This window comes from Flavobacterium sp. ZE23DGlu08, from assembly GCF_030505335.1.
Classification (GTDB): domain Bacteria; phylum Bacteroidota; class Bacteroidia; order Flavobacteriales; family Flavobacteriaceae; genus Flavobacterium; species Flavobacterium algoritolerans.
Genome location: NZ_CP130045.1, coordinates 2313743 through 2336761, shown reverse-complemented (window position 1 = coordinate 2336761; position 23019 = coordinate 2313743). Strand labels below are relative to the sequence as shown.

Genomic DNA, 23019 nt, shown 5'->3' with positions numbered 1-23019 from the left:
TAAATAGCTCCAAAAAAAGCAGTTATCATTACAATAACTGCTTTTGTATTAAAACCTCTTGTTGACATCAACAATATGATTTGTATAAGATTGCTTCGTTCCTCGTAATGACTTAAGAACCACACATTTCACATTCGTCTGGACCGGCATTTTTAGATAATTCAATCATTGCTCTGTATTCTTCGGCAGTCATTTCTACTGCTTCAGCGACAACAGGAACAGCGATTGGTTGTTCTTTCACTTCAATTGGATCTGCTTTTTTATCATTGTTCAATGTAAATTTAATTGCATCCACCGCAGCTTTTGTTCTTAAATAATACATTCCCGTTTTCAGTCCGGATTGCCAAGCATAGAAATGCATCGATGTCAATTTAGAATAATTGGCATTTTGCATGAATAAGTTCAACGATTGTGATTGATCCACAAAATAACCACGTTGACGTGACATATCGATAATGTCTTTCATGGACATTTCCCAAACAGTTTTGTACAATTCTTTCAAGTCTTGCGGAATATCAAGCGCTTGAACTGAACCGTTATTTCGCATTAATTCTTGTTTCAAGGTTTCGTTCCACAAACCGCGTTCTACTAAATCGTGTAACAAGTGTTTGTTTACCACAATAAACTCACCCGAAAGTACTCTTCTGGTGTAAATATTAGAAGTATATGGTTCGAATGCTTCGTTGTTACCTAAAATTTGAGAAGTCGAAGCCGTAGGCATTGGCGCTACTAATAATGAGTTTCTAACACCATGCTTCATCACTTCTTTTCGCAAGGAAGCCCAATCCCAACGACCAGATAATTCCTCATCTTTCATTCCCCACAAATTGAACTGAAATTCTCCTTGTGACATTGGTGAACCTTCAAAAGTAGAATACGGCCCTTCTTCTTTGGCCATTTCCATAGAAGCGGTAACAGCTGCAAAATATAAAGTTTCAAAAATATCCTGGTTCATTTTTTTTGCTTCGTCACTCGTAAACGGCAAACGCAACATAATAAAAGCATCGGCTAGCCCTTGTACTCCAAGACCAACTGGCCTGTGACGCATATTTGAGTTTTCAGCTTCTTTTACCGGATAATAATTTCTGTCAATAACTTTATTCAAGTTTCTGGTTACACGTTTGGTAACGGTGAACAACAAATCGTGATTGAATTTTTTGTTTTCCACAAACATTGGCAACGAAAGTGAAGCCAGGTTACAAACCGCGATTTCATCTTTAGAAGTATATTCCATAATCTCCGTACACAAATTCGAAGAACGAATTGTACCTAGATTTTTTTGGTTTGATTTTCTGTTGGCAGCATCTTTGTACAACATGTAAGGTGTTCCAGTTTCGATTTGCGATTCCAGAATTTTCTCCCACAATTCATGCGCTTTGATGGTTTTTCTACCTTTTCCGGCTTTTTCGTAATCCGTGTACATTTTTTCAAAATCGTCTCCATAAACGTCATACAATCCAGGACATTCATTAGGACACATTAACGTCCAATAACTGTCTTCTTGTACTCTTTTCATAAACAAATCTGAAGTCCACATTGCAAAGAATAAATCTCTTGCACGCATTTCTTCTTTTCCAGTATTCTTTTTCAAGTCTAGGAATTCAAAGATATCCGCATGCCAAGTTTCGATATAAATAGCAAAACTTCCTTTACGTTTTCCTCCTCCTTGATCTACATAACGCGCTGTATCATTGAAAACACGCAACATAGGAACAATTCCGTTAGACGTTCCGTTAGTACCACGAATATAAGAGCCTGTTGCTCTTACATTGTGAATAGAAAGTCCAATTCCACCTGCTGATTGCGAGATTTTAGCCGTTTGTTTCAACGTGTCATAAATCCCATCAATACTATCGTCTTGCATCGCCAAAAGGAAGCAAGAGGACATTTGAGGTTTTGGAGTTCCGGCATTAAATAAAGTTGGCGTTGCATGTGTAAAGAACTTTTTCGACATTAAGTCGTAGGTTTCTATTACTGATTTCAAATCGTCTAAGTGAATCCCAACAGACACACGCATCAACATGTGTTGCGGACGCTCTACGATTTTACCGTTTATTTTTAGCAAATACGATCTTTCCAAGGTTTTAAAACCAAAATAATCGTAGTTGAAATCTCTATTGTATATAATATGCGAGTCTAAAAACTCCGCATTGTCCATAATCACTTTATGTACTTCCTCAGAAAGCAACGGAGCATATTGACCGTTTCTTGGGTTTACATAATTAAACATATCATTCATCGTTTCCGAGAATGATTTTTTTGTATTCGAATGTAAATTTGAGATTGCAATACGAGCTGCTAATTGTGCATAATCCGGATGCGCAATAGTCATCGAAGCCGCAGTTTCGGCAGCAAGATTATCCAATTCAGATGTCGAAACACCATCATAAAGTCCTTCAATTACGCGCATTGCCACTTTCACAGCATCAACCAAATCATTCAAACCATAACATAATTTTTTAATTCTGTCAGTGATTTTGTCGAACATTACAGGCTCTTTGTGCCCATCTCTTTTAACTACATACATACGCTTAATTGTTTTAAAAAACAGAAAATCCCTTTCCCGTTTTTGAGTATTTGTTTCATTTTTTTGGGAAGCTAATCCCGCTGTCATTCCAATCTTTCTAGTCCTGAAAAAAGTTCAGGACTAGAAAGGATATTCCCTTCCATCGGGGCTAAAACAGCCCGTGATGCGATAACGACTTTCTAAAAATCAGCGTCAAAACTAATTTTCTGAGCATCTTCATCGGTATTCATAACACCTGCTTTTTGATATTCGGCAACTTTCTTTTCAAAGAAGTTTGTTTTCCCTTGAAGCGAAATCATGTCCATAAAATCAAAAGGATTTGAAGTGTTGTATTCTCTCTCGCAACCTAATTCAACTAATAATCTGTCCGCAACAAATTCTAAATATTGTGTCATTAACGCTGCATTCATTCCTATTAAACTCACAGGAAGGGATTCAGTAATAAATTCTCTTTCAATATTCAAAGCATCCACAATAATACTTCTGATTCTTTCTTTTGGAACTTTATTTACTAAATGGTGGTTGTGCAAGTGTACTGCAAAATCACAGTGCACTCCTTCGTCGCGAGAAATCAATTCGTTAGAAAACGTCAATCCTGGCATTAATCCACGTTTTTTCAACCAATAAATAGAACAAAATGCTCCCGAAAAGAAGATTCCTTCCACAGCTGCAAAAGCAATTAGTCGCTCAGCAAATGAATCAGATTCAATCCATTTCAAAGCCCAATCCGCTTTTTTCTTAATCGCAGGAAAAACTTCTAAAGCATTGAACAATTCATCTTTCTCCGCTTCGTCTTTCACATAGGTATCAATCAATAATGAATACGTTTCACTGTGAATGTTTTCCATCATGATTTGAAAACCGTAAAAGAATTTTGCTTCAGCATATTGCACTTCGTTCACAAAATTTTCAGCTAAATTCTCATTTACAATTCCGTCAGAAGCAGCAAAAAAAGCAAGAATGTGTTTTACAAAATAACGTTCCTCATCAGAAAGTTTGTTATTCCAGTCATTTAAATCTTGTGACAAATCGATTTCTTCAGCAGTCCAGAAACTAGCTTCCATACTTTTATAAAATTCCCAAATATCATGGTGTTTAATTGGAAAAATCACGAAACGATTTTTATTTTCTTGTAAAATTGGTTCAAGTTGTGCCATTATAGTAGTTTGTTTTTTTGAGATTTTAACGAAATTTTATGCTTTCTGTGGATTACAAAGATTGTGAAATATTGCCGAAATTAAAAGTCAAACTTATTCACAATCGGCCATAGTTTTTAACAAACGAAAAAAATTGAGGCATTTTTCATGTGGATTTTAAACGCTTAAAAATCAGTATTTTAAAATTTAAAAAAAGAGTTGAAGCACCGTAAAATATAGGATTTTAAAAACAGCAAACAAGAAAATTTGCATTTATTTTAGATTTATTTTTTGAGTTCCTGTGCGACAATCTCAAGCTCCGCATACCAGTCTTCACCAAACTTTCTAACCAAAGCTTCTTTGACAAATTTATACACTGGCACTTCAAGTTCCTGACCTAAGGAACAGGCCGGATCACAAATATCCCATTTGTCATAATTAACGGCAGCAAACTCCGTGAAATCCTTCACACGAATAGGATATAAATGACAAGAAACAGGTTTTTTCCAGTCAATCACACCTTGATTATACGCTTGCTCGATACCGCACAAAGCCGTTTTACCGTCAAACATTACGTAAGCACAATCTTTATTATCAATCAGTGGCGTTTCAAGATCACCATCAGTTCCTTTTGTCCAAGTTCCTTGCGCTTCAATAGCCGCAATTCCTTGTTTACGTAAAAATGGTTTTACTTTGGGATAGATTTCTTCTAATATCTTAGTTTCCTCAACGCTCAATGGAGCTCCCGCATCGCCATCAACACAACAAGCCCCTTTACAGGCTGACAAATTGCAAACAAAATCTTTTTCGAGTATGTCTTCTGAGACGATGGTTTTTCCTAATTGAAACATTATTTTGGGGTACTGAGATTATAAAGCGCAAAGGTAGTCAAAGTAAATTGTAATTTTTTAGATAAAAACCAACTTTAACCCAACTTGCAGGGTTGAATGACGATAAAAGTTAATTAATTGTTAATTACATCATTTTAACAATCATTTCTGTAAGTTTTTATTTAAAAATTGGTATTTTTTGTATTCAAAACAGGTGTTTTTTAGGTAAATTCCGTTTTGTAGTCCCCAGCAAATCTTGTCTTTAATGGGGATATTTCCGATTTTTACTAAATGTATTTCAAATCTACTTTTCGTCGAAATCCTGAAACAGGCAAAATGGAATCCTACTACCGATTGGTAGAGAGTTTTCGTGATCAAAACGATATTGTTAGAAACAGAACTATTGTAACTGCTGGATTTATAGACCATTTAACGGCTGAGGAATTGAATTATATCCAGAAAAAATTGACTGAAAAACTCAATGGAAAAAACAGCTTGTTTGAAGATGATTTTCAAGAACATCTTTGGGAGTATATTGATGAATTGTATTCCAAAATACTAAAATCAAACAAAATAGATAATTCTCATTCTTCCCAAAAAGACATTCACAGTGTAGATTTGAACACACTAAAACACACTGAAGCACGTGAACTAGGAGGTGAATGGATGAGTTTGCAAACATTGAAGCAACTAAAAATAGACCAGTTTTTATTGGATAAAAATTGGCCGGAAGAACAAGTTCAATTGGCACTCACTCAAATTATAAGCAGAGCCGTTTATCCCGCGAGCGAAAACAGAACCAGTAAATGGATAAAAGAAAATTCGGCTATTTGTGAATTAACCGCTTATCCTATCAAAAAAATAACAAAGGATAAATTATATCAATCTGCCTTAAATTTGTATCAAGTTAAAGATGAGATGGAAAAATATTTGTCTCAAAAGACCAATGAATTATTTGATATTGAAGATAAATTTTATTTGTATGACCTAACCAATACCTATTTTGAAGGTCAGAAAAAGAACAGTGATTTAGCTCAGTACGGACGTAGCAAGGAAAAGCGAACCGATGCCAAACTAGTTGTTTTGGCAGCTGTTGTAAATGTAGAAGGCTTTTTGAAATATTCCAATATCTACCAAGGGAATATGGCCGATTGCAAGACCTTGTCCGATATGATTGATAGCCTTCGTGAGGCTACGAGTGAGTCCACAAAAAAGGCTTTGGTGATTATGGATGCTGGTATTGCCACTGACGAAAACTTGAAATTGGTGACAGAAAAAGGATATGATTATTTATGTGTAAGCCGTACTAAACCCAAAAAATATGCCTTAAAAAATGAAATCCCTACAATAGTTTATGACAAAAAAAATCAGAAAATAGAGCTGAATGAAATTGAAGGTGAAGAACAAAATCAGTGTGTTTTCAAGGTGAAAAGCGACATGAAAGCAATGAAAGAACGTTCAATGAATCGCAAATTTAAAACCCTTTATGAAGACACATTAACCAAACTTGCCAATGGATTAGCCAAAAAATCGGGGATAAAAAAGCAAGAAATTATAAATCAAAAAATAGGGCGATTGCAACAAAAATATCCCTCAATAGCCAAGCATTACCAAATTGATTTATTGGTTGACCAAAAAACGAGCAAGGTAACTTCTATGAAATGGGAGGTCAAAGAAAGTCAAATAAATCAGAAAAAAGAACATGGCGTTTATTTTATAAAAACGTCTCTAAAAGAAAGGGATGAGCAAACAATTTGGAGAATATACAATTGCATACGAGAAATTGAAAGTACTTTTAGAACGTTAAAAACAGACTTGGATTTACGACCTATTTATCATCAGAACGATGAGTCAACTATGGCACATTTAAACCTTGGATTGTTAGCCTATTGGATCGTAAATACGATTAGATATCAACTAAAAGTAAAAAAAATAAATCACGATTGGCAAGAAATTATGAGAATTGCAAATACTCAAAAGTTAGTTACAACAGAGATAAAAGATGTACTTGAAAACACAATCGAAATTAAGAAATGTTCAGAGCCAAGCCCTAAACTAAAGGAAATTTACTTAGCCCTAAACTATAAAAAATGTCCCTTTACCAGGAAAAAATTTGTAGTCCCCAAATCTGAAATCCTAAAACAAGATTTCCTTTTTAAACAAAGGTTTACAAGCTAAAGTCTGCAAGTTGGGTTAACTTTTCGGAAAACCAACGAAACAACTGACTCTTTGAACACCCTAACAAACTAACATTAAACAATATAGAATTAAAACAAACAAGAAATCAATTGAAAACCAGTATATAAAAAAATGAATCAGAATTGTTGTAATAAAATTTAATTTTAATCAAAAATCTACCGAAAAGTTTAACTTTGCAAACAAAAAAATTATGTTTGAAATCGATTTTAGAGAAATAATTACGGTTGGAATGGTCCTTTTTGCCGTAATTGATATCGTGGGAACCATTCCTATTATTGTTGATTTAAGATCAAAACATGGACACATAGAATCTGAAAAAGCTTCAATAGTAGCTGGTATAATCATGATTGTTTTCCTTTTTGTGGGGGAAGAATTATTGAATTTAATTGGGATTGATGTAAACTCTTTTGCGGTTGCAGGTTCATTTGTATTATTCTTTTTAGCATTAGAAATGATTTTAGGGATTCGGATTTATCGCGATGAAGAAGCGAGTTCAGCATCTATTGTTCCTTTGGCGTTTCCTTTGATAGCCGGAGCCGGAACAATGACTACTTTACTATCTTTACGTTCCCAGTTTTCTACTATAAATATTGTTATCGCAATAATTTTGAATATTATTCTGGTATATATCGTTTTGAAATCATCGTCTAAAATTGAAAAAATACTAGGAGAAAATGGGCTTGGCGTCATTCGAAAGACTTTTGGCGTTGTACTTCTTGCGATTGCTGTTAAATTATTCGCTGCGAATGTTAAAGGTTTGTTCGTCTAAAATAAATTTTCATAAATTTACCCCCTAAGATAATTTTAAAAGATAATCTGATTTTAAGCTGACATGTGTTTCTAAAATAAAAAATCTGTTTCTTTTATATCAAAAACAAAAACGTATTATGAAAATTTTCACTAACATCTTGGTGTTTTTAGCAATAGCGCTAATCATATTTAATGTTACTTTGTTGGATTTTAGAAATCCATTTCAAGGAGATAGCGTAGTTGCTTTTATTGGAATTGCCGCTTCTTTCTGTGCCGTTTTGATTCTTCTGATTTTTAAAATGGCAAAAAAGATTGAAGAGAAATCAAATGACCAACTGTAATAATGTTTGATGTTCTCATCGTTGGCGGTGGCGTTTCTGGAATTTCATGCGCACTCGTTTTGGGTTCTGCAAAAAACAAATCATTTGTCAGTGACAAAAGAATTGGCATTTTCACCCATCAAAAAACATCATCTCTTCAAGAAGCCCTGTTTAATAATGCTTACGGAATCCCTCCAGGGAAATTAGGTTCTGAATTATTAGAGGAAAGCACCGAACATCTTTCGAAAGCGTATCCCCATATCACTCAAATTCCAGGGGAAAAAGTACTTAAAATTGAAGGACAATTTCCTGAATTTACAGTCATCACAAACAAGAATTCCTACCAAACAAAAACAATTGTCATAGGCATAGGATCCGCAAATTCTTTTGCAATAGATGGATTGATGCATTATGTGGAACCCCATCAAAAATCCCTTCCCGAAAAACAACGAATTCAACTCAAGAACAGCGACCACAAAGTGGCTGAAGGAATTTATGCCATAGGAACTTTAGCGGGTTGGAGAAGCCAACTGGCCATTGCTGCCGGTAGTGGCGCTGCCGTTGCAACGGATATTCTTACGTTATGGAATGATGGCGTACAGACTCATGCACACGACAGTATCAGGTAAATAGATTTTCATTCTGGAAAATCTCAAGAAAAATAGTGGTAGGTTTACATTTTCAATATACTTTTTATGTTATCACTATTATTGGGCTTGACCAGGCTAATTGTTTTTATAGTATTCGTTTCCTTTTTTTCGATTCTTTTCTATTTGACGAGTTTCTTTTGCAGCGAAGAAATTAATTCCAAAAGAGCACTTCATCTACGCGATTTTTTAATTCGGGTGTCCAATCACATTTTAGGTATTCGCACCATTATTTATGGAGAAAAACCCACGATACAAGGACTGATTGTAGCCAATCACCGTTCTTATTTCGACCCAATTGTTATTGTAAATCAAATGCATGCTTTTCCTGTAGGGAAGAAAGAAGTTGCGTCATGGCCTATGATTGGCTATATCTGTAAAATATCGGGTGTTTTATTTGTAGATAGAAAATGCCAAAAGAGCAGACAAGAAACTGCCGAAAATATTCGTGAAGTTCTGGCCAAAGGATATTCTATCATTAATTTTCCGGAAGGTACTACCGATGTTTTGCCAACGACTGTAGATTTCAATTATGGCTCGTTTGTGATGGCCACGAAGATTAAATCTGCCGTTATTCCTATTGCCATTGATTATAAAGAAAAAACGGATGCTTTTGTTGGAGACGACACTTTCATTCCGCATTTTTTAAAGTGCTTTGGAAAATGGACTACTGAAATTAAAATGACTTTTTTTCCTCCTATTTATTCTGAAGATGCAACCTATTTATTAAACACGTCTAAGAAAATGATAGACGATGAACTCATTCGGTACAGGAAAGATTGGGACAATGAAAATTAGTTATTTTTAAACAATATTTCTCTTCACAATTACTTCTTGGAAATTGCCTTAATCATTGCATCTTCTTTCAATACTATCTCATAATAATAGCTTTCCCCATACAATTGTCGGGCAAATTCAGCAGCCAAGTATCTTTTTACCAATGACTTGCTTTTCCCAAAATTCAAATCCAATCCGTTTTCGAAAATAAATTTTTGAAACGAATTAAAATACAAATCCGTTTCATTCATTTTAGTTTTGAATTGTTCAAAGTTAATTCCTTTAAAAGCACTTCGATTTTTATCTAATTGTTCGAAAACAAAATTGCCCACGATTCCGGATTGCAATAAATAAGCCGTACTTTCATTTCCATGCTCTACTTCTAGCGGTACAAAAACGTCAGGGACAATTCCGCCGCCACCGTATACAATTTTACCTTTTTTAGTTTTGAATTTTAAAGTATCCGAAACTTTTATACTGTCTTTTTCATACAATTCTCCATTTCCAAAACGAGCTTCTGATTCTTTAAAATACGCCTCATTTCCTTTCGAATATGGTTTTTGAATCGAGCGACCCGTAGGCGTGTAATATCTGGCAATAGTCAATCGAACGGCCGAACCATCGGCAAAATCCATTTCACGTTGCACCAATCCTTTTCCAAAAGAACGACGCCCCACAATAGTTCCTCTGTCATTATCCTGAATGGCGCCCGCTAGAATCTCACTGGCAGAAGCGCTGTTTTCATTGATTAAAACAAATACATTTCCGTTTTCGAAACTCCCTTTTTTGGTTGCAAATGTCTTGTCTATATTCCCATTTTTATTTTTGGTAAAAACAATAAGTTGCTTGTCTGTCAATAATTCATCGGCAATAGCAATGGCTTCTTCCATATAACCGCCACCATTATCGCGAACATCAATTACAAGTGATTTTGCACCTTGCTGTTTCAGTTTAGTTAAACCCGCCATAAACTCTCTGTAAGTAGTTTCGGCAAATCTATTTATTTTTATATAACCGGTTTTATCACTCAAAAGTAAAGCGGCATCGACACTTTTTAGAGGAATAACATCCCGTTTTATTTTTACTTTAAGTTTTTTACCTTCCGATTTTCTGTATATAGTAAGCTCAATATCAGAACCTACTGTTCCTTTTAATTTAGAATACAAACTGTCACTTGGTAATTTTCGACCAAATAATTTTGTTTTATCAGCATACAAAATTCGGTCGCCAGCCTTTATTCCAGCTTTTGCCGAAGGGCCATTTTCAACCGGTCTTATAACTGCAACTGAATCATTATACATATAGAAATTCACGCCTATTCCCACGAAATTCCCTTTCATGCTTTCTACCACTTCCAGCTGATCGCTAGGCGGAATATAAACCGAATGCGGATCGAGTTGCGCCAGAATATTATCTACGGTAAGGTTTACTATAGAATCCGTATTGATATCATCGACATATTCATTATCTATAAAATCAATTAATTTGTTGAGTTTGCTTCTAGAATTATTTCTGTCTGCAAAATCAGCTGCGTTAGGAAAATTCAACATTCCGCCCAGCACAACTCCCAGAGCGAGTGTTGAGAAAATAATAATGGGCAAATATTTTACGTTATATTTCATACGAAGACAATAATTATTCTTCTAATACTGGGATGTGTTCTACTTCTACTCCTGCTTTTATAAGGAACTGAATTCCTGAATCATCGCGATATCCATTGTGATACACTACTCTTTTTATTCCGGATTGATGAATCAATTTGCTGCACTCTTTACAAGGCGAAAGCGTAATATACAAGGTTGCACCTTCACACGATTGTGTTGATCGTGCCACTTTCAGAATCGCATTTGCTTCGGCATGTAAAACATCCCAACGCGTCAATCCTTCATCATCTTCACAACAATTTTCAAAACCAGTTGGAGTTCCGTTATAACCATCAGAGATTATCATTCTATCTCGCACAATAATCGCACCAACTTGCTTGCGTTTACAATAGGACAGCAAACTCCATTCTTTGGCAATTCTAAGATACGCTTTATCGTATTTATTTAATTTTTTTTCGTTCATTTTTTATCTAATCCAGATTTCACTTTCAACAATCAATGGTATCACTACCCCAATAATAAATGCCGACATCACTAAAGTCCAATCGCGTTTTGAGAATCTAAAAACGGTTTGAACAATATACGACAAAATCAAAACCACAAAAACCACTACAATCTGGGCCGCTTCTATTCCTAATGCAAACTCTGACAATGGCAATATTTTAGAAGTGGCATCACCTCCAAGAATCGATTTGAAATAATTTGAAAAGCCCAATCCATGAATTATCCCAAAGAAAAGTGTGATGAAAAACACCAAATTTATACTTTCTTTTTTGCTTGATTTTCCCGCCGTAAAAAGATTAAACAACGCCGTTATTAATATCGTTATTGGAATTAATAATTCAACAACATTAACTTTAATCGCAATTATACCAAAAACGGAAAGCAATAAAGCCACCGTATGTCCAATGGTAAAAAGCGTTACCAAAAGCACAATTCGCTTCCAATCCTTAAAAGAGAAAGGAATTGCTAATGCTATTAAAAATAAAACATGATCATAAGCATGAATATCTAAAACGTGTTTTAATCCTATTTGAAAGTAAATCCAAAATTCTGACATAGGTAATTTATTAGGTTGATAAAGGGGTTGTAAACTTACGATTAATTTTGAAAATGATTGATTTGATTATTTAAATAAATGCAATTCAAAAGAGATCAAATTCAAAGAAAAAATATAAAAAAATTAAAATCATTAATTTAAAAATAGATTTATCTTTGTAAGATAAAAAAACAATAATTATGTCATTTTCAGATTTATTTGATAGCGAATTCAAACAAAGAAATAAAGGTCATTTTTCAGCTATTGTTCGTGTAGCACTTGCTGACGATAAGTTTGCTCCGGAAGAAAAACTATTTTTAGACAAACTGGCTGTTCGATTAGAAATTTCTCAAGCAGAATATGAAGAAATTTTAGAAAACCCATTAAAATATCCTATAAACCCTCCTTATTTACATGAGCAAAGACTGGAGCGTTTGTTTGATTTAGCAAGAATGGTTCACGTTGATCATCAGTTAGGTGACACACAAGAATTATTATTAAGAAAAATTGGAGTAGCACTAGGCTTTAATGCTGAAAATGTAGATTATATTATACATAAAGCACTTAAATTAGTAGATAGAAAAGTAGATTTAGACACTTTCCTTTTCGAAATGCAAAACATGAACAAGTAATTGTAAAGTATAAAAAAAGCTCCCAGAAATCTGGGAGCTTTTTTATTAAACCTATATTTTAGTATTTGCTTAATTTCGCTTTATGCATAAATTCTTCTGCTTTTTCCACCATATTGTAGCTTCCGCAAAAGAACGGCACCCTTTCATGTAATTCTGTTGGTTCAATTTCCATGATTCTATTAAATCCATCAGAAGCTTTTCCTCCGGCTTGTTCAGCAATAAAAGCTAACGGATTGCATTCGTAAAGCAAACGTAATTTCCCTTTTGGTGCTTTGGAACTTGTAGGATACAAATAAATTCCGCCTTTAATCATATTTCTATGAATATCAGAAACCAGACTTCCTATATATCTTGAAGTATACGGTCTGTCTCCTTCTTCTAACTGGCAATATTTTATATAATCTTTTACTCCTTGCGGAAAATGAACATAATTCCCTTCGTTGATGGAATAAATATGACCGTCTGTTGGGAATTGCATTTTTGGATGCGATAAATAAAAAGTTCCAATGGCCGGATTCAATGTAAATCCGTTTACTCCATGTCCCGTAGTGTAAACCAACATCGTCGATGTTCCGTAAATAACATAACCTGCCGCAACCTGATTGATTCCCGGCTGTAAAAAATCTTCTATGGTAACTGGAGTTCCTATTGGAGTAACTCTTCTATAAACCGAAAATATAGTTCCTACGGAAACATTCACATCAATATTTGATGAGCCGTCAAGCGGATCCATTAAAACCACATATTTGTTATTATGGCTGTTGTCACTTCCTTCTACAGTGATAAAATCATCATTCTCTTCAGAGGCAATACCGCAAACAATTTCACGATTGATTAAAGTTTGAATGAAAATTTCATTGGCATAAACGTCGAGTTTTTGCTGATCTTCACCTTGTATGTTTTGTTCTCCGGCAGCCCCAACAATATCAACTAATCCTGCTTTGTTTACTTTATAATTGACTACTTTGGCAGCCAATCGGATGGAGTTAATGATTCGGGATAATTCGCCTGACGAATATTGAAAAGCATTTTGGTTTTCAATGATAAATTCTCCTAGTGTTTTGTTGCGTTCTTCCATTACGAAATCGATGTAGTTATTTTGAAGTCACAAATATCGTTTTTTTTGTGAAAACAATTTGAATACTATTTATTTAGTTTGACAGTATTGTATATTTGCTGAATAAAACACAAAATTAGTACGTAAAAATGCTATTTTATTGCATTTTTGAATCATTAAAATAAAAATTTATGAATATTAGAAAAGGAAAACCTGAAGACATGCAGGCTGTTTTAGGCCTTATTCAAGAATTAGCCGATTTTGAAAAGGAGCCGGATGCAGTTCTTGTAACTGTTGACGATTTAGTTCGTGATGGTTTTGGTCCTGTTCCTTTATTTCATGTTTTTGTTGCCGAAGTTGATGACGAAATCGTTGGTATCGCATTATGGTATTACCGCTTTTCAACTTGGAAAGGAAAAACAATTCATTTAGAAGATTTAGTGGTAAAAGACAAAATGCGTGGAACCGGACTTGGATATGCTTTATATTCTGAAATTATAAAACAGGGTAAAAAAGATCAGGTTCGAAGAGTGGAATGGAATGTTCTGGACTGGAACGCTCCAGCTATTGAATTTTACGAAAAATCAGGTGCAAAAGTCTTAAAAGATTGGTATGTAGTACAAATGGATGAAATAGGAATCAACCATTTTGTAGAGAATAAATTGAAATAAAGTATAAAGAACAATTTTTGTTTAAAAGTATGAGAGTATTCAAATTTGGAGGAGCTTCTGTAAAAGATGCCGCAGGAATTAAAAACGTATATGACGTTTTACAAAAAGTGGGTTACGAAGATGTATTGTTAGTTGTTTCTGCAATGGGAAAAACGACGAATGCATTGGAAATTGTCATAAAAAACTATTTCGACAAATCGGCTGAGTTGAATTCATCAGTCCAAGAAGTAAAAAAATACCACAATCAAATTTTGATGGATTTATTTGAAGATGACAAAAACGAAGTTTTTGCTGCTGTAAATACTCAATTTGCTGATTTAGAATATTTCTTGACACATAATAAATCTCCTAATTATAATTTTGTTTACGACCAAATTGTAAGCTATGGCGAATTAATTTCGACAACTATTCTTAGTCATTTCATGAATTTCATGGAAATAAAAACGCAATGGCTGGATGTTCGTAATTTCATAAAAACAGACGCAAATTACAGAGATGCGGAAGTAGATTGGGAATTGACACAGAAAAACATTGCCAAGAACGTAAAACGAAAAATCTTAAATATTACACAAGGGTTCTTGGGTTCTGATGAAAATAATTTCACCACAACTCTAGGCCGTGAAGGTTCAGATTATACTGCTGCGATTTTTGCCTATTGCCTAAATGCCGAAAGCGTAACCATCTGGAAAGATGTTCCCGGAGTAATGAATGCCGACCCAAGATATTTTGAAAACGCAAGTTTATTAAATCAAATTTCGTATCGCGAAGCCATTGAATTAGCTTTTTACGGCGCAACGGTTATTCACCCAAAAACGCTGCAACCATTACAAAAAAAGGAAATCCCTTTGTATGTAAAATCATTTATAAACCCATTGTTAAAAGGGACAAGTGTTTCTAAAGGTGTCGATTTAGAACCGTATTTACCTTGTTTTATTGTCAAAAGAAACCAACTTTTAATTTCTCTTTCGTCAATAGATTTCTCTTTCATCATGGAAGAAAACATCAGTGAGATTTTTGCGTTGTTTCACCAATTCAAAATAAAAGTAAACTTAATTCAGAATTCTGCCATTAGTTTCTCTGTATGTGTTGAAGATAAATTTGATAATTTTAAAGCGCTGAATGCTATTTTATCTAAAAAATTCAAAGTAGAATTTGACGAAAATGTAACCTTATACACTATCCGACATTTCAACGACAAAGCAGCGCAAACTGTCGAAGAAAATAAAGTAGTTTTATTGAAACAAGTCAGCCGTGAAACCATGCAAGTGATCACTAAAGAAGTTTAAAGCTATTTCAACAATATTAAAATGGGAATCGAAATTTAATTTTGATTCCCATTTTTTGTCATTCCAAAGCAAACAATCAAGCACTCTAAACCAGAATATGTCGATTTGTCTATTCATCAATTTTCTGATTGGCACATTTTCTAATTATCGAATTATAAATACTACTTTTGGTACTTTCGAGTTATAGTATTTATGTTGAAAAAATTACTTTTTTGGATTGTAATAGGCTGTTTTTCTGGGCTCCATGCTCAGGAAATTAATTCGCTGTACAAAACCAAAAAAATCCTTCCTTCCCGCGACACAATTTATATTGAAAAAGAAAGTATTAATTCCAGTTTTTTCAAATTGCTTGACGCCAATGGCAAACTTATCGATAGTACTTTATTCAAAATAAATTTCAAAAAGGGAACTTTGATTTTAAAGGAAAACAGCTCTTTTACCTCCGATTCACTTACAGTACAGTATCTTAAATTCCCTGAAATACTAACCAAGGAATACCGCATTTACGACCCCAGCAGAGTCGTCAGCAATGAAGCTGGGAATGGGAATTTATATAAAATTGAAGCAAAAAACCTAAAGAAAAACGTGCCTTTTGACGGCTTGAATACTTCCGGAAGCATTACCCGTGGCATTACTATAGGAAACAATCAAAATGCGGTTTTGAATTCTAATTTAGATTTACAAATTACTGGTAAGATTTCCGAAAAAGTAAGTTTAAGAGCTTCCATTCAAGACAGTAATATTCCATTGCAGGATGGCGGCTATTCTCAAAAACTGGATCAGTTTGACAATGTTTTCATGGAATTATTCAGTGACCAATGGAACATTCGAGCAGGAGATATTTTTCTAGAAAACAAGAAAACCCAATTCTTGAATTTCAATAAAAAAGTACAGGGACTGTCGACTAATTTCAACTTTGGAACCGAAGAAAACAAAACGAATGTATTTGCATCAGCGGCATTAGTTCGAGGGCAATATGCCAAAAGTAATTTTGTGGGACAGGAAGGCAATCAAGGACCTTACAAATTAAAGGGACAAAATGGAGAATTGTATGTTCTGGTGGTTTCGGGCTCAGAGCGGGTTTATGTAAATGGTGTTTTACTGAAACGAGGCGAAAACAATGATTATACGATAGATTACAATGCCGGTGAAATTGTATTTACGCCACTTTTTACAATCACTTCCGAAATGCGAATTGCCATAGAATATCAATATTCCGACAGGAATTACACCCGTTTTGTAACCTATGCCGGTGCCACGCATGAAAATGAAAAATGGAGTTTTGGAGGCTATTTATATTCGGAAAACGACTTGAAAAATCAGCCGCTACAACAAAATTTATCACAAGAACAAGCCCAGATATTAGTCAATTCAGGAGACAATCCTGATTTAATGACAGCACCTTCTGCCTATGCTGATTCCTATTCCGAAAACAAAGTACTGTATCGAAAAACGATAGTTAATGCCATTGAAATTTTTGAATATTCAAATGATGCTCAACAGGAATTATTCAACGTCCGTTTCACTTTAGTCGGAACCAATAATGGGAATTATATCGTGACAAATTCGGCTACCATTACTCGGGTTTATGAATATATTGAACCCATAAACGGTATTCCTCAAGGAAATTATGAACCCATAATTCAGCTCATTGCACCAACAAAAATTCAAGTTGCCACCTTTTTAGGAAAATACAAACCCAGCGAAAAAACGGCTGTGGATTTTGAAATTGGCCTGAGTAACAATGATCAAAATTTATTTTCATCCATTGATGACCGCAATAATCAAGGCTTAGCAGGAAAAATCAATGCCAAGCAAAGGCTTTTTTCTAGAAAATGGCAGGTTGATGCTTTTGCCAATTATCAATTTATACAGAAAGATTTCAGATCCGTGGAACGACTGTACAATATAGAATTTGACAGAGACTGGAATTTAGGAACCGCTGCCATTGGAAATCAAAGTTTATTGGTTTCCGGTTTGCAATTGGACTTAAATCCAGAACCAAAATCTACTACTAAAGGACTGTTGTTGTATCAGTTTGAAAAACTGGATTTCTCTGAAAATTTTTCGGGTAGCAGACATATTTTAAATGGTTTGTTTCGAATAAAAAAATGGACTTTTCAAAACCAAGGCAGTTTCCTGAAAAGTGATGGCAGTGTTTTATCGTCGAAATTTTTACGAAACCAATCTCAAATGCGTTTTCATTTCGATAAAAATTGGGTTGGCTCCAGCTTGCGTTTAGAAGACAATCAAGAAAAAGACAAAGCAACAAATCAGTTTTCGGCTCTAAGCCAAAAATTTACGGAGTATGGTTTTTTTACCGGTCGTGGCGACAGCACAAAAGTTTTTGTAGAATTGGGCTATTTAAGAAGAACCAATGACAGCCTTCAATCCCAAAGTGTCGGGGGGCTGCTGCAGCGGGTAAATTCCTCCCAGACTTTCATGTTAAAATCTAAATTGATACAAACCAACAGAAGTGATTTATCTATTTATGCCAATTATAGAATCTTGGATTTTGTGGATGCAACGAGAAAAAGAGAACCTACATTAAATTCCAGAATAGTGTACACGGATCGTTTTTTCAATCAATTAATCCAAAGCACAACCGTTTATGAAACGAATTCAGGAACCATTCCGCAACAGGAATTTACGTATCTGGAAGTTTCCGCAGGTCAGGGCGTTTATACCTGGAATGATTATAACGGCAATGGAATTCAGGAATTACAGGAGTTTGAAGTCGCTCCGTTTATCGATCAGGCAAAATTCATCAGAGTGTTTTTGCCCAATCGGATTTATATAAAAACACATCAAAATAAGTTCTCACAATCCGTGACCTTAAACCCGAATCAATGGCAAAATGAAAAAGGATTAAAAAAATTACTTTCCTATTTCTATAATCAAACCGCATTTATAATTGACCGAAAAACGAGAAGTGACGGGGCTAATTTTGAATTAAACCCGTTTAGCGGTTCTAATGAAAATGTCCTCGGATTGAATTCCAGCTTGAGAAATAGCTTGTTCTACAATCGGGGAAAGCAAAACCATTCGGTTACCTATTCTTATCTTCAGAATAAAACGAAAAACTTGTTATCGATAGGTTCACAAGAAGCCACCAACAGTTCGCATCAATTGCAGTATGGACATTTATACCAAAAAAGTTGGCTGTTCGGTTTTTTTGCCAAAACAATCCAGACAACTATTCAATCCGAGAATTTCCCAGAAAAAAATTATGACATAAACGGATATCAATTGGCACCAAAAATCAGTTATTTATTTTCTAAAAATACCAGCTGGGATCTCTTTTATGAATTGCAAATCAAAGAAAACCAAATTGGAGTTTTCGAAACGTTGTTACAAAACCGCTTTGGAACTTCCTTTTCCTACGCCAGCGATAAAAAAATAACGCTGAATGGAGAAGTCTCTTTTTACCAAAATAAATTTGAAGGAAATGAATTTTCTTCGGTTGGATTTCAAATGCTGGAAGGATTACAAACTGGACAGAACCTCACTTGGAGATTGCTTTTACAAAAAAACATCACACAGTTTTTAGACATTAATTTCAATTATCAAGGGCGAAAAAGCGAATCAAGCCAAACCATTCATACTGGAAATGTTCAATTGAGAGCTTATTTTTAATGCTGGAATTTGGAATAATTTCATTGATTGAATTTATAAACTATGATTATTTTTTATTATTTTTATTATATAAAATTTAAAATCAAATTATTATGAAAAAATTACTGTTGTTATGTTTTGTAATTATTTTGTCAGCAAACTTGCAAGCACAAGAAACTGCAGCCGAAAAGAAAGCAGCAAAAGCTAAAACTGAAAAATTGGCTAAAGCCAAAAAAGAAAAAGCGGAAGCGGCTAAAGATAAAGCGGCTATAGCCAAAGAAAAAGCAGCCACGGCTAAAAAAACAGCTAAGGACAAAGCAGAAGCTGCCAAAGACAAAGCAACTACAGCTAAAGAAAAAACAACAAAAGACAAAGCCGAAACTGCAAAAGATAAAGCTGCTACTTCTAAAAAAATAGCAAAAGACAAAGCGGAAGCTGCCAAAGACAAAGCGACTACAGCTAAAGAAAAAGCGGAAACTGCTAAAGACAAAGTAGTCAAAGATAAAGCTGAAACCGCAAAAGATAAAGCTGCCATAGCTAAAGAAAAAGCAACAGCATCTAAAAAGACAGCTACAAAAAAAGCAGAAACTGCCAAAGATAAAGCAGCGACGGCTAAAACTGCGATAAAAGAAAAAGCTACAAGCAGCAAATCAGTAAAAAAAATCAAGGAAACCAATGAAAAAGCACCTAAAGTAGCCGACAAAATAACAGGTGAGTACAATGGTAAAAAAGTATATACTGGTCCTCGTGGCGGAAAATATTACATTAACTCAAACGGAAATAAAACCTACATACAAGAATAATCTTTTTATAGAAAATATATTGGAAAGGCTGTCTGTAAAAGATAGCCTTTCTTTATTTTAGTCTAAAAAAAGGAGAAAAACAATCTGAAATACTATTCAATAATTGGATAATTTAATAGTTTAGTAATATTTTGCAAATACAAAAAAGGGCTTAACTTATGTATCTTTCAACTATAAAAAACATTTGATACAATTAGAAATGGATATAAAAACCGCCCCTAAAACTATTTTGATTGCGCCTTTAAACTGGGGTTTAGGTCATGCCACCCGTTGCATTCCAATTATTAGAGCTTTACAAGAGAACAACTATATTCCCATAATTGCCTCTGATGGTATTGCTCTTGAATTACTCCGAAAAGAGTTTCCCAACGTACAAACTTTGGAACTCCCATCCTATCAAATTGAATATGCTAAAAATGGTGCCAATTTTAAATGGAAACTAATAAAGAATGGCCCAAAAATGATTAGAGCCATTCTGGAAGAAAAAAAAATAATTCAAAATTGGATTGAAAAACATGCAATAGACGGCATTATTTCAGACAACAGATTAGGTGTTTTCAGCAAAAAAGTACCCTCTGTATTTATTACCCATCAATTGAATGTGATGACTGGAAATACCACTTGGATAACCAGTAAAATTCATCAATCAATTATAAAAAAATATACGGAATGCTGGGTTCCCGATCTATCCGGAACTCCAAATTTAACCGGCAAACTAGGTCATGTTGACAATCCAAATCTCAAAACAAAATACATTGGTCCTTTGAGCAGACTCCAAAAGAAATTGTTACCAAAAAAATATGATTTACTGGTAATTCTCTCTGGTCCTGAACCTCAACGTGGCATGTTAGAAAAACATTTAAAAGAAGAAATTGTTAACTACAGTGGTAATGCAATTTTCATTGAGGGAAATATAGAAAAGGAGCAAAAAACAAGAATAATTGGAAATGTCACCTATTACAACTTCATGAATTCAACTGAACTGGAGCAGGCTTTTAACGAAAGTGAAATGGTTCTTTGCCGTTCGGGTTATACTACAATCATGGATTTAGCGCAACTGAGAAAAAAAGCTTTTTTTATTCCAACACCAGGGCAATATGAACAAGAATATTTAGCCAAAAAATTGAAGAAAGAAGGTCTGGTTCCTTATGCAACACAAGATGATTTTAGAATGGAAAATATTCTAGAGATTGAGGAATATAAAGGATTGCCTCGATTAGACTCTAAAATTGAATGGGCAAATTTGTTCCAAGTTTTTCAAAAATAATGAACCTTTGATACATAAAAATAAAAAAACCGATTCTTATGAATCGGTTTTTTATAAATATTATTAATCGTAGGTTTTATGTTGTTTTCTTACTTGTTTTTGTTTTTTCAAGTGTAAAAGAAAATTCAGAACCCACGCCATACGTACTGTCTACATAAATTTTCTCATCATGCGCTTCAATAATATGTTTTACAATAGATAAACCTAAACCTGAACCGCCTTCGGTTCTTGCTCCGCTCTTATCAACTCTGTAAAAACGCTCAAAAAGTCTTGGGATATTTTTTTTCTCTATTCCTTCTCCGTTATCCGTGATTCGAACAATGACTTTTTCATCTGTCAAATCTTCAATACTTACCTCGGTAGAACCTTTTACTTTTCCGTATTTGATTGAGTTTACAACAAGATTCATCACTACTTGTTGTATTTTTTCCTGATCCCCAACCACCATGACCGGTTTGTTGTATTTCATGTCAAACATCAACAGGATATCTTTCTTGGAAGCTTTCATTTCGAGCAAATCAAAGACATTTTGAACTAATTTCACAATGTCAAATTCGGCAATTTCCAAGTTCAAATCTCCAATTTCCAGTTTAGAAATCATGTCTAAATCTTGTACGATATAAATCAATCGTTCTACTCCTTTTTCGGCGCGTTCTAAATATTTTTTTCGGATTGTTTTATCGCTCATTGCTCCGTCGAGCAAGGTTGACAAATATCCTTGAACCATAAAAAGTGGCGTTTTGAGCTCATGAGAAACATTCCCAAGAAACTCTCTTCTATATTCTTCACGAACTTTTAAAGTTTCGATTTCTAACTTTTTATCGGTGGCAAACTTTTTCACTTCGCGTGTAAGCGTCGCCATATCAGTTGTAATGGGCTGGTTTCTAAAAGTACTTGACTCTAATAAAGAAACGTCATCGTATATTTTTTTAACTTTTTTATAGATAAATCGCTCTACTCGATACTGTATGACAAGAAATGAAAATGCAGCAATCGCAATGGCAAAAATCAAACAAAAGCGATACGAGAAAGTGAAAAATAAATACGTGAGGAAACCAACTAATCCTGTAGAAAAAAGAGTGATGTAAAGCGCTGACTTTACGGCAAAACGATATGTTTTTTTAAAATTTATTGTCATTTACACTTCAAACTTATAGCCTACTCCTTTTATTGTTTTAAACAATTCTTCTCCTATTTTCTCTCTTAGTTTTCTGATGTGAACATCAATTGTTCTTCCACCAACAACTACTTCATTTCCCCAGACTTTGTCGAGAATCTCGTCACGTTTGAATACTTTTCCAGGTTTTGAAGCAAGCAGGTAGAATAATTCAAACTCTTTTCTAGGCAATGCAATTTCAATATTATCCTTAACGATTTTATATTCTTCGCGATTTATTTCTATTCCGCCTACATTAAGTGTTTCGCTGTTTTGCTCCTTTTCTTTTAATCGGCGTAATAGTGCTTTTACTTTACTGACTAATAATTTAGGTTTAATAGGCTTTGTGATGTAATCATCTGCACCGGCATCAAAACCTGCAACTTGAGAATAGTCTTCACTTCTGGCTGTCAAAAAAGTGATGATTACATTACTGAGTTCAGGAATCTTTCTAATGTTTTCGCAAGCTTCCATTCCATCCATTTCCGGCATCATTACATCCATTATAATAAGGTCTGGCATTTCTTTTTTAGCTTTCGCTATTGCCTCTCTACCATTTGCTGCCGTAACGATTTGATACCCCTCTTGAGAGAGGTTATACCCTACTATTTCCAGGATATCCGGTTCATCATCTACTAATAAAATCTTCGTGTTTTTCTTCTTCATAAAGCGCCAAAAATTGTTTTTGAATTGTAAATGTAAT

At 34.4% G+C, this 23019-nt stretch carries 20 protein-coding genes; 11 read left to right on the top strand and 9 right to left on the bottom strand.

Annotation, left to right across the window (positions count from 1 at the left end; all coding sequences use genetic code 11):
* Positions 1–112: 112 nt before the first annotated feature.
* From Q1W72_RS10170 to Q1W72_RS10160, 3 genes are all read right to left on the bottom strand, one after another.
* Positions 113–2527, bottom strand: a complete 2415-nt coding sequence (locus Q1W72_RS10170) for a ribonucleoside-diphosphate reductase subunit alpha (RefSeq protein ID WP_099716250.1) — start codon at positions 2525–2527, stop codon at positions 113–115.
* Between the two features lie 179 nt (positions 2528–2706).
* Entirely contained in the window at positions 2707–3684 is a 978-nt protein-coding gene (locus tag Q1W72_RS10165) for a ribonucleotide-diphosphate reductase subunit beta (protein WP_099714235.1), read from the bottom strand.
* A 263-nt stretch (positions 3685–3947) separates the two neighbouring features.
* Complete coding sequence (locus tag Q1W72_RS10160; RefSeq protein ID WP_099714234.1) at positions 3948–4514, bottom strand: DUF3109 family protein; 567 nt, start codon at positions 4512–4514, stop codon at positions 3948–3950.
* Positions 4515–4784: 270 nt separating this feature from the next.
* On the opposite strand from Q1W72_RS10160, the gene Q1W72_RS10155 reads away from it, so the two are divergent.
* The 5 genes from Q1W72_RS10155 to Q1W72_RS10135 all read left to right on the top strand — a co-directional run bounded on the left by Q1W72_RS10155 (position 4785) and on the right by Q1W72_RS10135 (position 9207).
* Entirely contained in the window at positions 4785–6671 is a 1887-nt protein-coding gene (locus Q1W72_RS10155; RefSeq protein ID WP_302134830.1) for an IS1634 family transposase, read from the top strand.
* A 211-nt stretch (positions 6672–6882) separates the two neighbouring features.
* Positions 6883–7461, top strand: a complete 579-nt coding sequence (locus Q1W72_RS10150; RefSeq protein ID WP_099714233.1) for a MarC family protein — start codon at positions 6883–6885, stop codon at positions 7459–7461.
* Positions 7462–7579: 118 nt separating this feature from the next.
* Positions 7580–7783, top strand: coding sequence for a hypothetical protein (locus Q1W72_RS10145; protein WP_099714232.1), 204 nt, complete (start codon positions 7580–7582; stop codon positions 7781–7783).
* Positions 7784–7785: 2 nt separating this feature from the next.
* On the top strand, positions 7786–8391 hold the full coding sequence (locus tag Q1W72_RS10140) for an FAD-dependent oxidoreductase (protein WP_099714231.1): 606 nt from the start codon (positions 7786–7788) through the stop codon (positions 8389–8391).
* Positions 8392–8457: 66 nt separating this feature from the next.
* Positions 8458–9207 carry a 1-acyl-sn-glycerol-3-phosphate acyltransferase gene (locus tag Q1W72_RS10135; RefSeq protein ID WP_099714230.1) on the top strand — a complete coding sequence of 250 codons (750 nt, stop codon included), beginning with the start codon at positions 8458–8460 and terminating at the stop codon, positions 9205–9207.
* Between the two features lie 29 nt (positions 9208–9236).
* Here the strand turns inward: Q1W72_RS10135 and Q1W72_RS10130 are convergent, their stop codons facing one another.
* Genes Q1W72_RS10130 through Q1W72_RS10120 form a run of 3 tightly spaced genes read right to left on the bottom strand, consistent with a single transcriptional unit; the run spans position 9237 to position 11850 of the window.
* Entirely contained in the window at positions 9237–10808 is a 1572-nt protein-coding gene (locus tag Q1W72_RS10130; protein WP_302135067.1) for a S41 family peptidase, read from the bottom strand.
* Between the two features lie 13 nt (positions 10809–10821).
* Positions 10822–11253 carry a dCMP deaminase family protein gene (locus Q1W72_RS10125; protein WP_099714228.1) on the bottom strand — a complete coding sequence of 144 codons (432 nt, stop codon included), beginning with the start codon at positions 11251–11253 and terminating at the stop codon, positions 10822–10824.
* Between the two features lie 3 nt (positions 11254–11256).
* Entirely contained in the window at positions 11257–11850 is a 594-nt protein-coding gene (locus tag Q1W72_RS10120; RefSeq protein ID WP_282710932.1) for a HupE/UreJ family protein, read from the bottom strand.
* Positions 11851–12029: 179 nt separating this feature from the next.
* Here Q1W72_RS10120 and Q1W72_RS10115 point away from each other — a divergent pair, with 179 nt between their 5' ends.
* Positions 12030–12461, top strand: a complete 432-nt coding sequence (locus Q1W72_RS10115) for a TerB family tellurite resistance protein (RefSeq protein ID WP_099714226.1) — start codon at positions 12030–12032, stop codon at positions 12459–12461.
* A gap of 58 nt (positions 12462–12519) precedes the next feature.
* On the opposite strand, the gene fbp is transcribed toward Q1W72_RS10115, so the two are convergent.
* Positions 12520–13539 (bottom strand): class 1 fructose-bisphosphatase, encoded by a 1020-nt coding sequence (gene fbp, locus Q1W72_RS10110; RefSeq protein WP_099714225.1) that lies wholly within the window; start codon positions 13537–13539, stop codon positions 12520–12522.
* 170 nt (positions 13540–13709) lie between these two features.
* Between fbp and Q1W72_RS10105 the strand changes: the two genes are divergently transcribed.
* The 5 genes from Q1W72_RS10105 (at position 13710) to Q1W72_RS10085 (ending at position 21160) form a co-directional block, all read left to right on the top strand.
* The gene (locus Q1W72_RS10105) at positions 13710–14189 is read left to right on the top strand and encodes a GNAT family N-acetyltransferase (RefSeq protein ID WP_302135063.1); all 480 of its coding nucleotides are present in this window, start codon (positions 13710–13712) and stop codon (positions 14187–14189) included.
* Between the two features lie 29 nt (positions 14190–14218).
* Positions 14219–15475: an aspartate kinase gene (locus tag Q1W72_RS10100; RefSeq protein WP_099714223.1), complete on the top strand. Its 1257-nt coding sequence runs from the start codon at positions 14219–14221 to the stop codon at positions 15473–15475.
* A 192-nt stretch (positions 15476–15667) separates the two neighbouring features.
* Positions 15668–19111 (top strand): hypothetical protein, encoded by a 3444-nt coding sequence (locus Q1W72_RS10095; protein WP_302135059.1) that lies wholly within the window; start codon positions 15668–15670, stop codon positions 19109–19111.
* A gap of 92 nt (positions 19112–19203) precedes the next feature.
* Positions 19204–19893, top strand: coding sequence for a hypothetical protein (locus tag Q1W72_RS10090; protein ID WP_099714221.1), 690 nt, complete (start codon positions 19204–19206; stop codon positions 19891–19893).
* A 199-nt stretch (positions 19894–20092) separates the two neighbouring features.
* Positions 20093–21160: a glycosyltransferase gene (locus tag Q1W72_RS10085; protein ID WP_099714220.1), complete on the top strand. Its 1068-nt coding sequence runs from the start codon at positions 20093–20095 to the stop codon at positions 21158–21160.
* A 76-nt stretch (positions 21161–21236) separates the two neighbouring features.
* Here Q1W72_RS10085 and Q1W72_RS10080 read toward each other — a convergent pair whose 3' ends face one another.
* Both Q1W72_RS10080 and Q1W72_RS10075 read right to left on the bottom strand, forming a co-directional pair.
* The gene (locus Q1W72_RS10080; RefSeq protein WP_099714219.1) at positions 21237–22298 is read right to left on the bottom strand and encodes a cell wall metabolism sensor histidine kinase WalK; all 1062 of its coding nucleotides are present in this window, start codon (positions 22296–22298) and stop codon (positions 21237–21239) included.
* Complete coding sequence (locus tag Q1W72_RS10075; RefSeq protein WP_099714218.1) at positions 22299–22982, bottom strand: response regulator transcription factor; 684 nt, start codon at positions 22980–22982, stop codon at positions 22299–22301.
* Positions 22983–23019: the final 37 nt, after the last annotated feature.

Bases quoted from the DNA above. Each gene is read 5' to 3' on its own strand.
- Q1W72_RS10170 (WP_099716250.1), bottom strand. From the start codon at position 2,527: ATGTATGTAGTTAAAAGAGATGGGCACAAAGAGCCTGTAATGTTCGAC.
- fbp (WP_099714225.1), bottom strand. From the start codon at position 13,539: ATGGAAGAACGCAACAAAACACTAGGAGAATTTATCATTGAAAACCAA.
- Q1W72_RS10080 (WP_099714219.1), bottom strand. From the start codon at position 22,298: ATGACAATAAATTTTAAAAAAACATATCGTTTTGCCGTAAAGTCAGCG.
- Q1W72_RS10160 (WP_099714234.1), bottom strand. From the start codon at position 4,514: ATGTTTCAATTAGGAAAAACCATCGTCTCAGAAGACATACTCGAAAAA.
- Q1W72_RS10115 (WP_099714226.1), top strand. From the start codon at position 12,030: ATGTCATTTTCAGATTTATTTGATAGCGAATTCAAACAAAGAAATAAA.
- Q1W72_RS10075 (WP_099714218.1), bottom strand. From the start codon at position 22,982: ATGAAGAAGAAAAACACGAAGATTTTATTAGTAGATGATGAACCGGAT.
- Q1W72_RS10155 (WP_302134830.1), top strand. From the start codon at position 4,785: ATGTATTTCAAATCTACTTTTCGTCGAAATCCTGAAACAGGCAAAATG.
- Q1W72_RS10090 (WP_099714221.1), top strand. From the start codon at position 19,204: ATGAAAAAATTACTGTTGTTATGTTTTGTAATTATTTTGTCAGCAAAC.
- Q1W72_RS10140 (WP_099714231.1), top strand. From the start codon at position 7,786: ATGTTTGATGTTCTCATCGTTGGCGGTGGCGTTTCTGGAATTTCATGC.
- Q1W72_RS10165 (WP_099714235.1), bottom strand. From the start codon at position 3,684: ATGGCACAACTTGAACCAATTTTACAAGAAAATAAAAATCGTTTCGTG.
- Q1W72_RS10120 (WP_282710932.1), bottom strand. From the start codon at position 11,850: ATGTCAGAATTTTGGATTTACTTTCAAATAGGATTAAAACACGTTTTA.
- Q1W72_RS10135 (WP_099714230.1), top strand. From the start codon at position 8,458: ATGTTATCACTATTATTGGGCTTGACCAGGCTAATTGTTTTTATAGTA.
- Q1W72_RS10095 (WP_302135059.1), top strand. From the start codon at position 15,668: ATGTTGAAAAAATTACTTTTTTGGATTGTAATAGGCTGTTTTTCTGGG.
- Q1W72_RS10085 (WP_099714220.1), top strand. From the start codon at position 20,093: ATGGATATAAAAACCGCCCCTAAAACTATTTTGATTGCGCCTTTAAAC.
- Q1W72_RS10125 (WP_099714228.1), bottom strand. From the start codon at position 11,253: ATGAACGAAAAAAAATTAAATAAATACGATAAAGCGTATCTTAGAATT.
- Q1W72_RS10105 (WP_302135063.1), top strand. From the start codon at position 13,710: ATGAATATTAGAAAAGGAAAACCTGAAGACATGCAGGCTGTTTTAGGC.
- Q1W72_RS10145 (WP_099714232.1), top strand. From the start codon at position 7,580: ATGAAAATTTTCACTAACATCTTGGTGTTTTTAGCAATAGCGCTAATC.
- Q1W72_RS10150 (WP_099714233.1), top strand. From the start codon at position 6,883: ATGTTTGAAATCGATTTTAGAGAAATAATTACGGTTGGAATGGTCCTT.
- Q1W72_RS10130 (WP_302135067.1), bottom strand. From the start codon at position 10,808: ATGAAATATAACGTAAAATATTTGCCCATTATTATTTTCTCAACACTC.
- Q1W72_RS10100 (WP_099714223.1), top strand. From the start codon at position 14,219: ATGAGAGTATTCAAATTTGGAGGAGCTTCTGTAAAAGATGCCGCAGGA.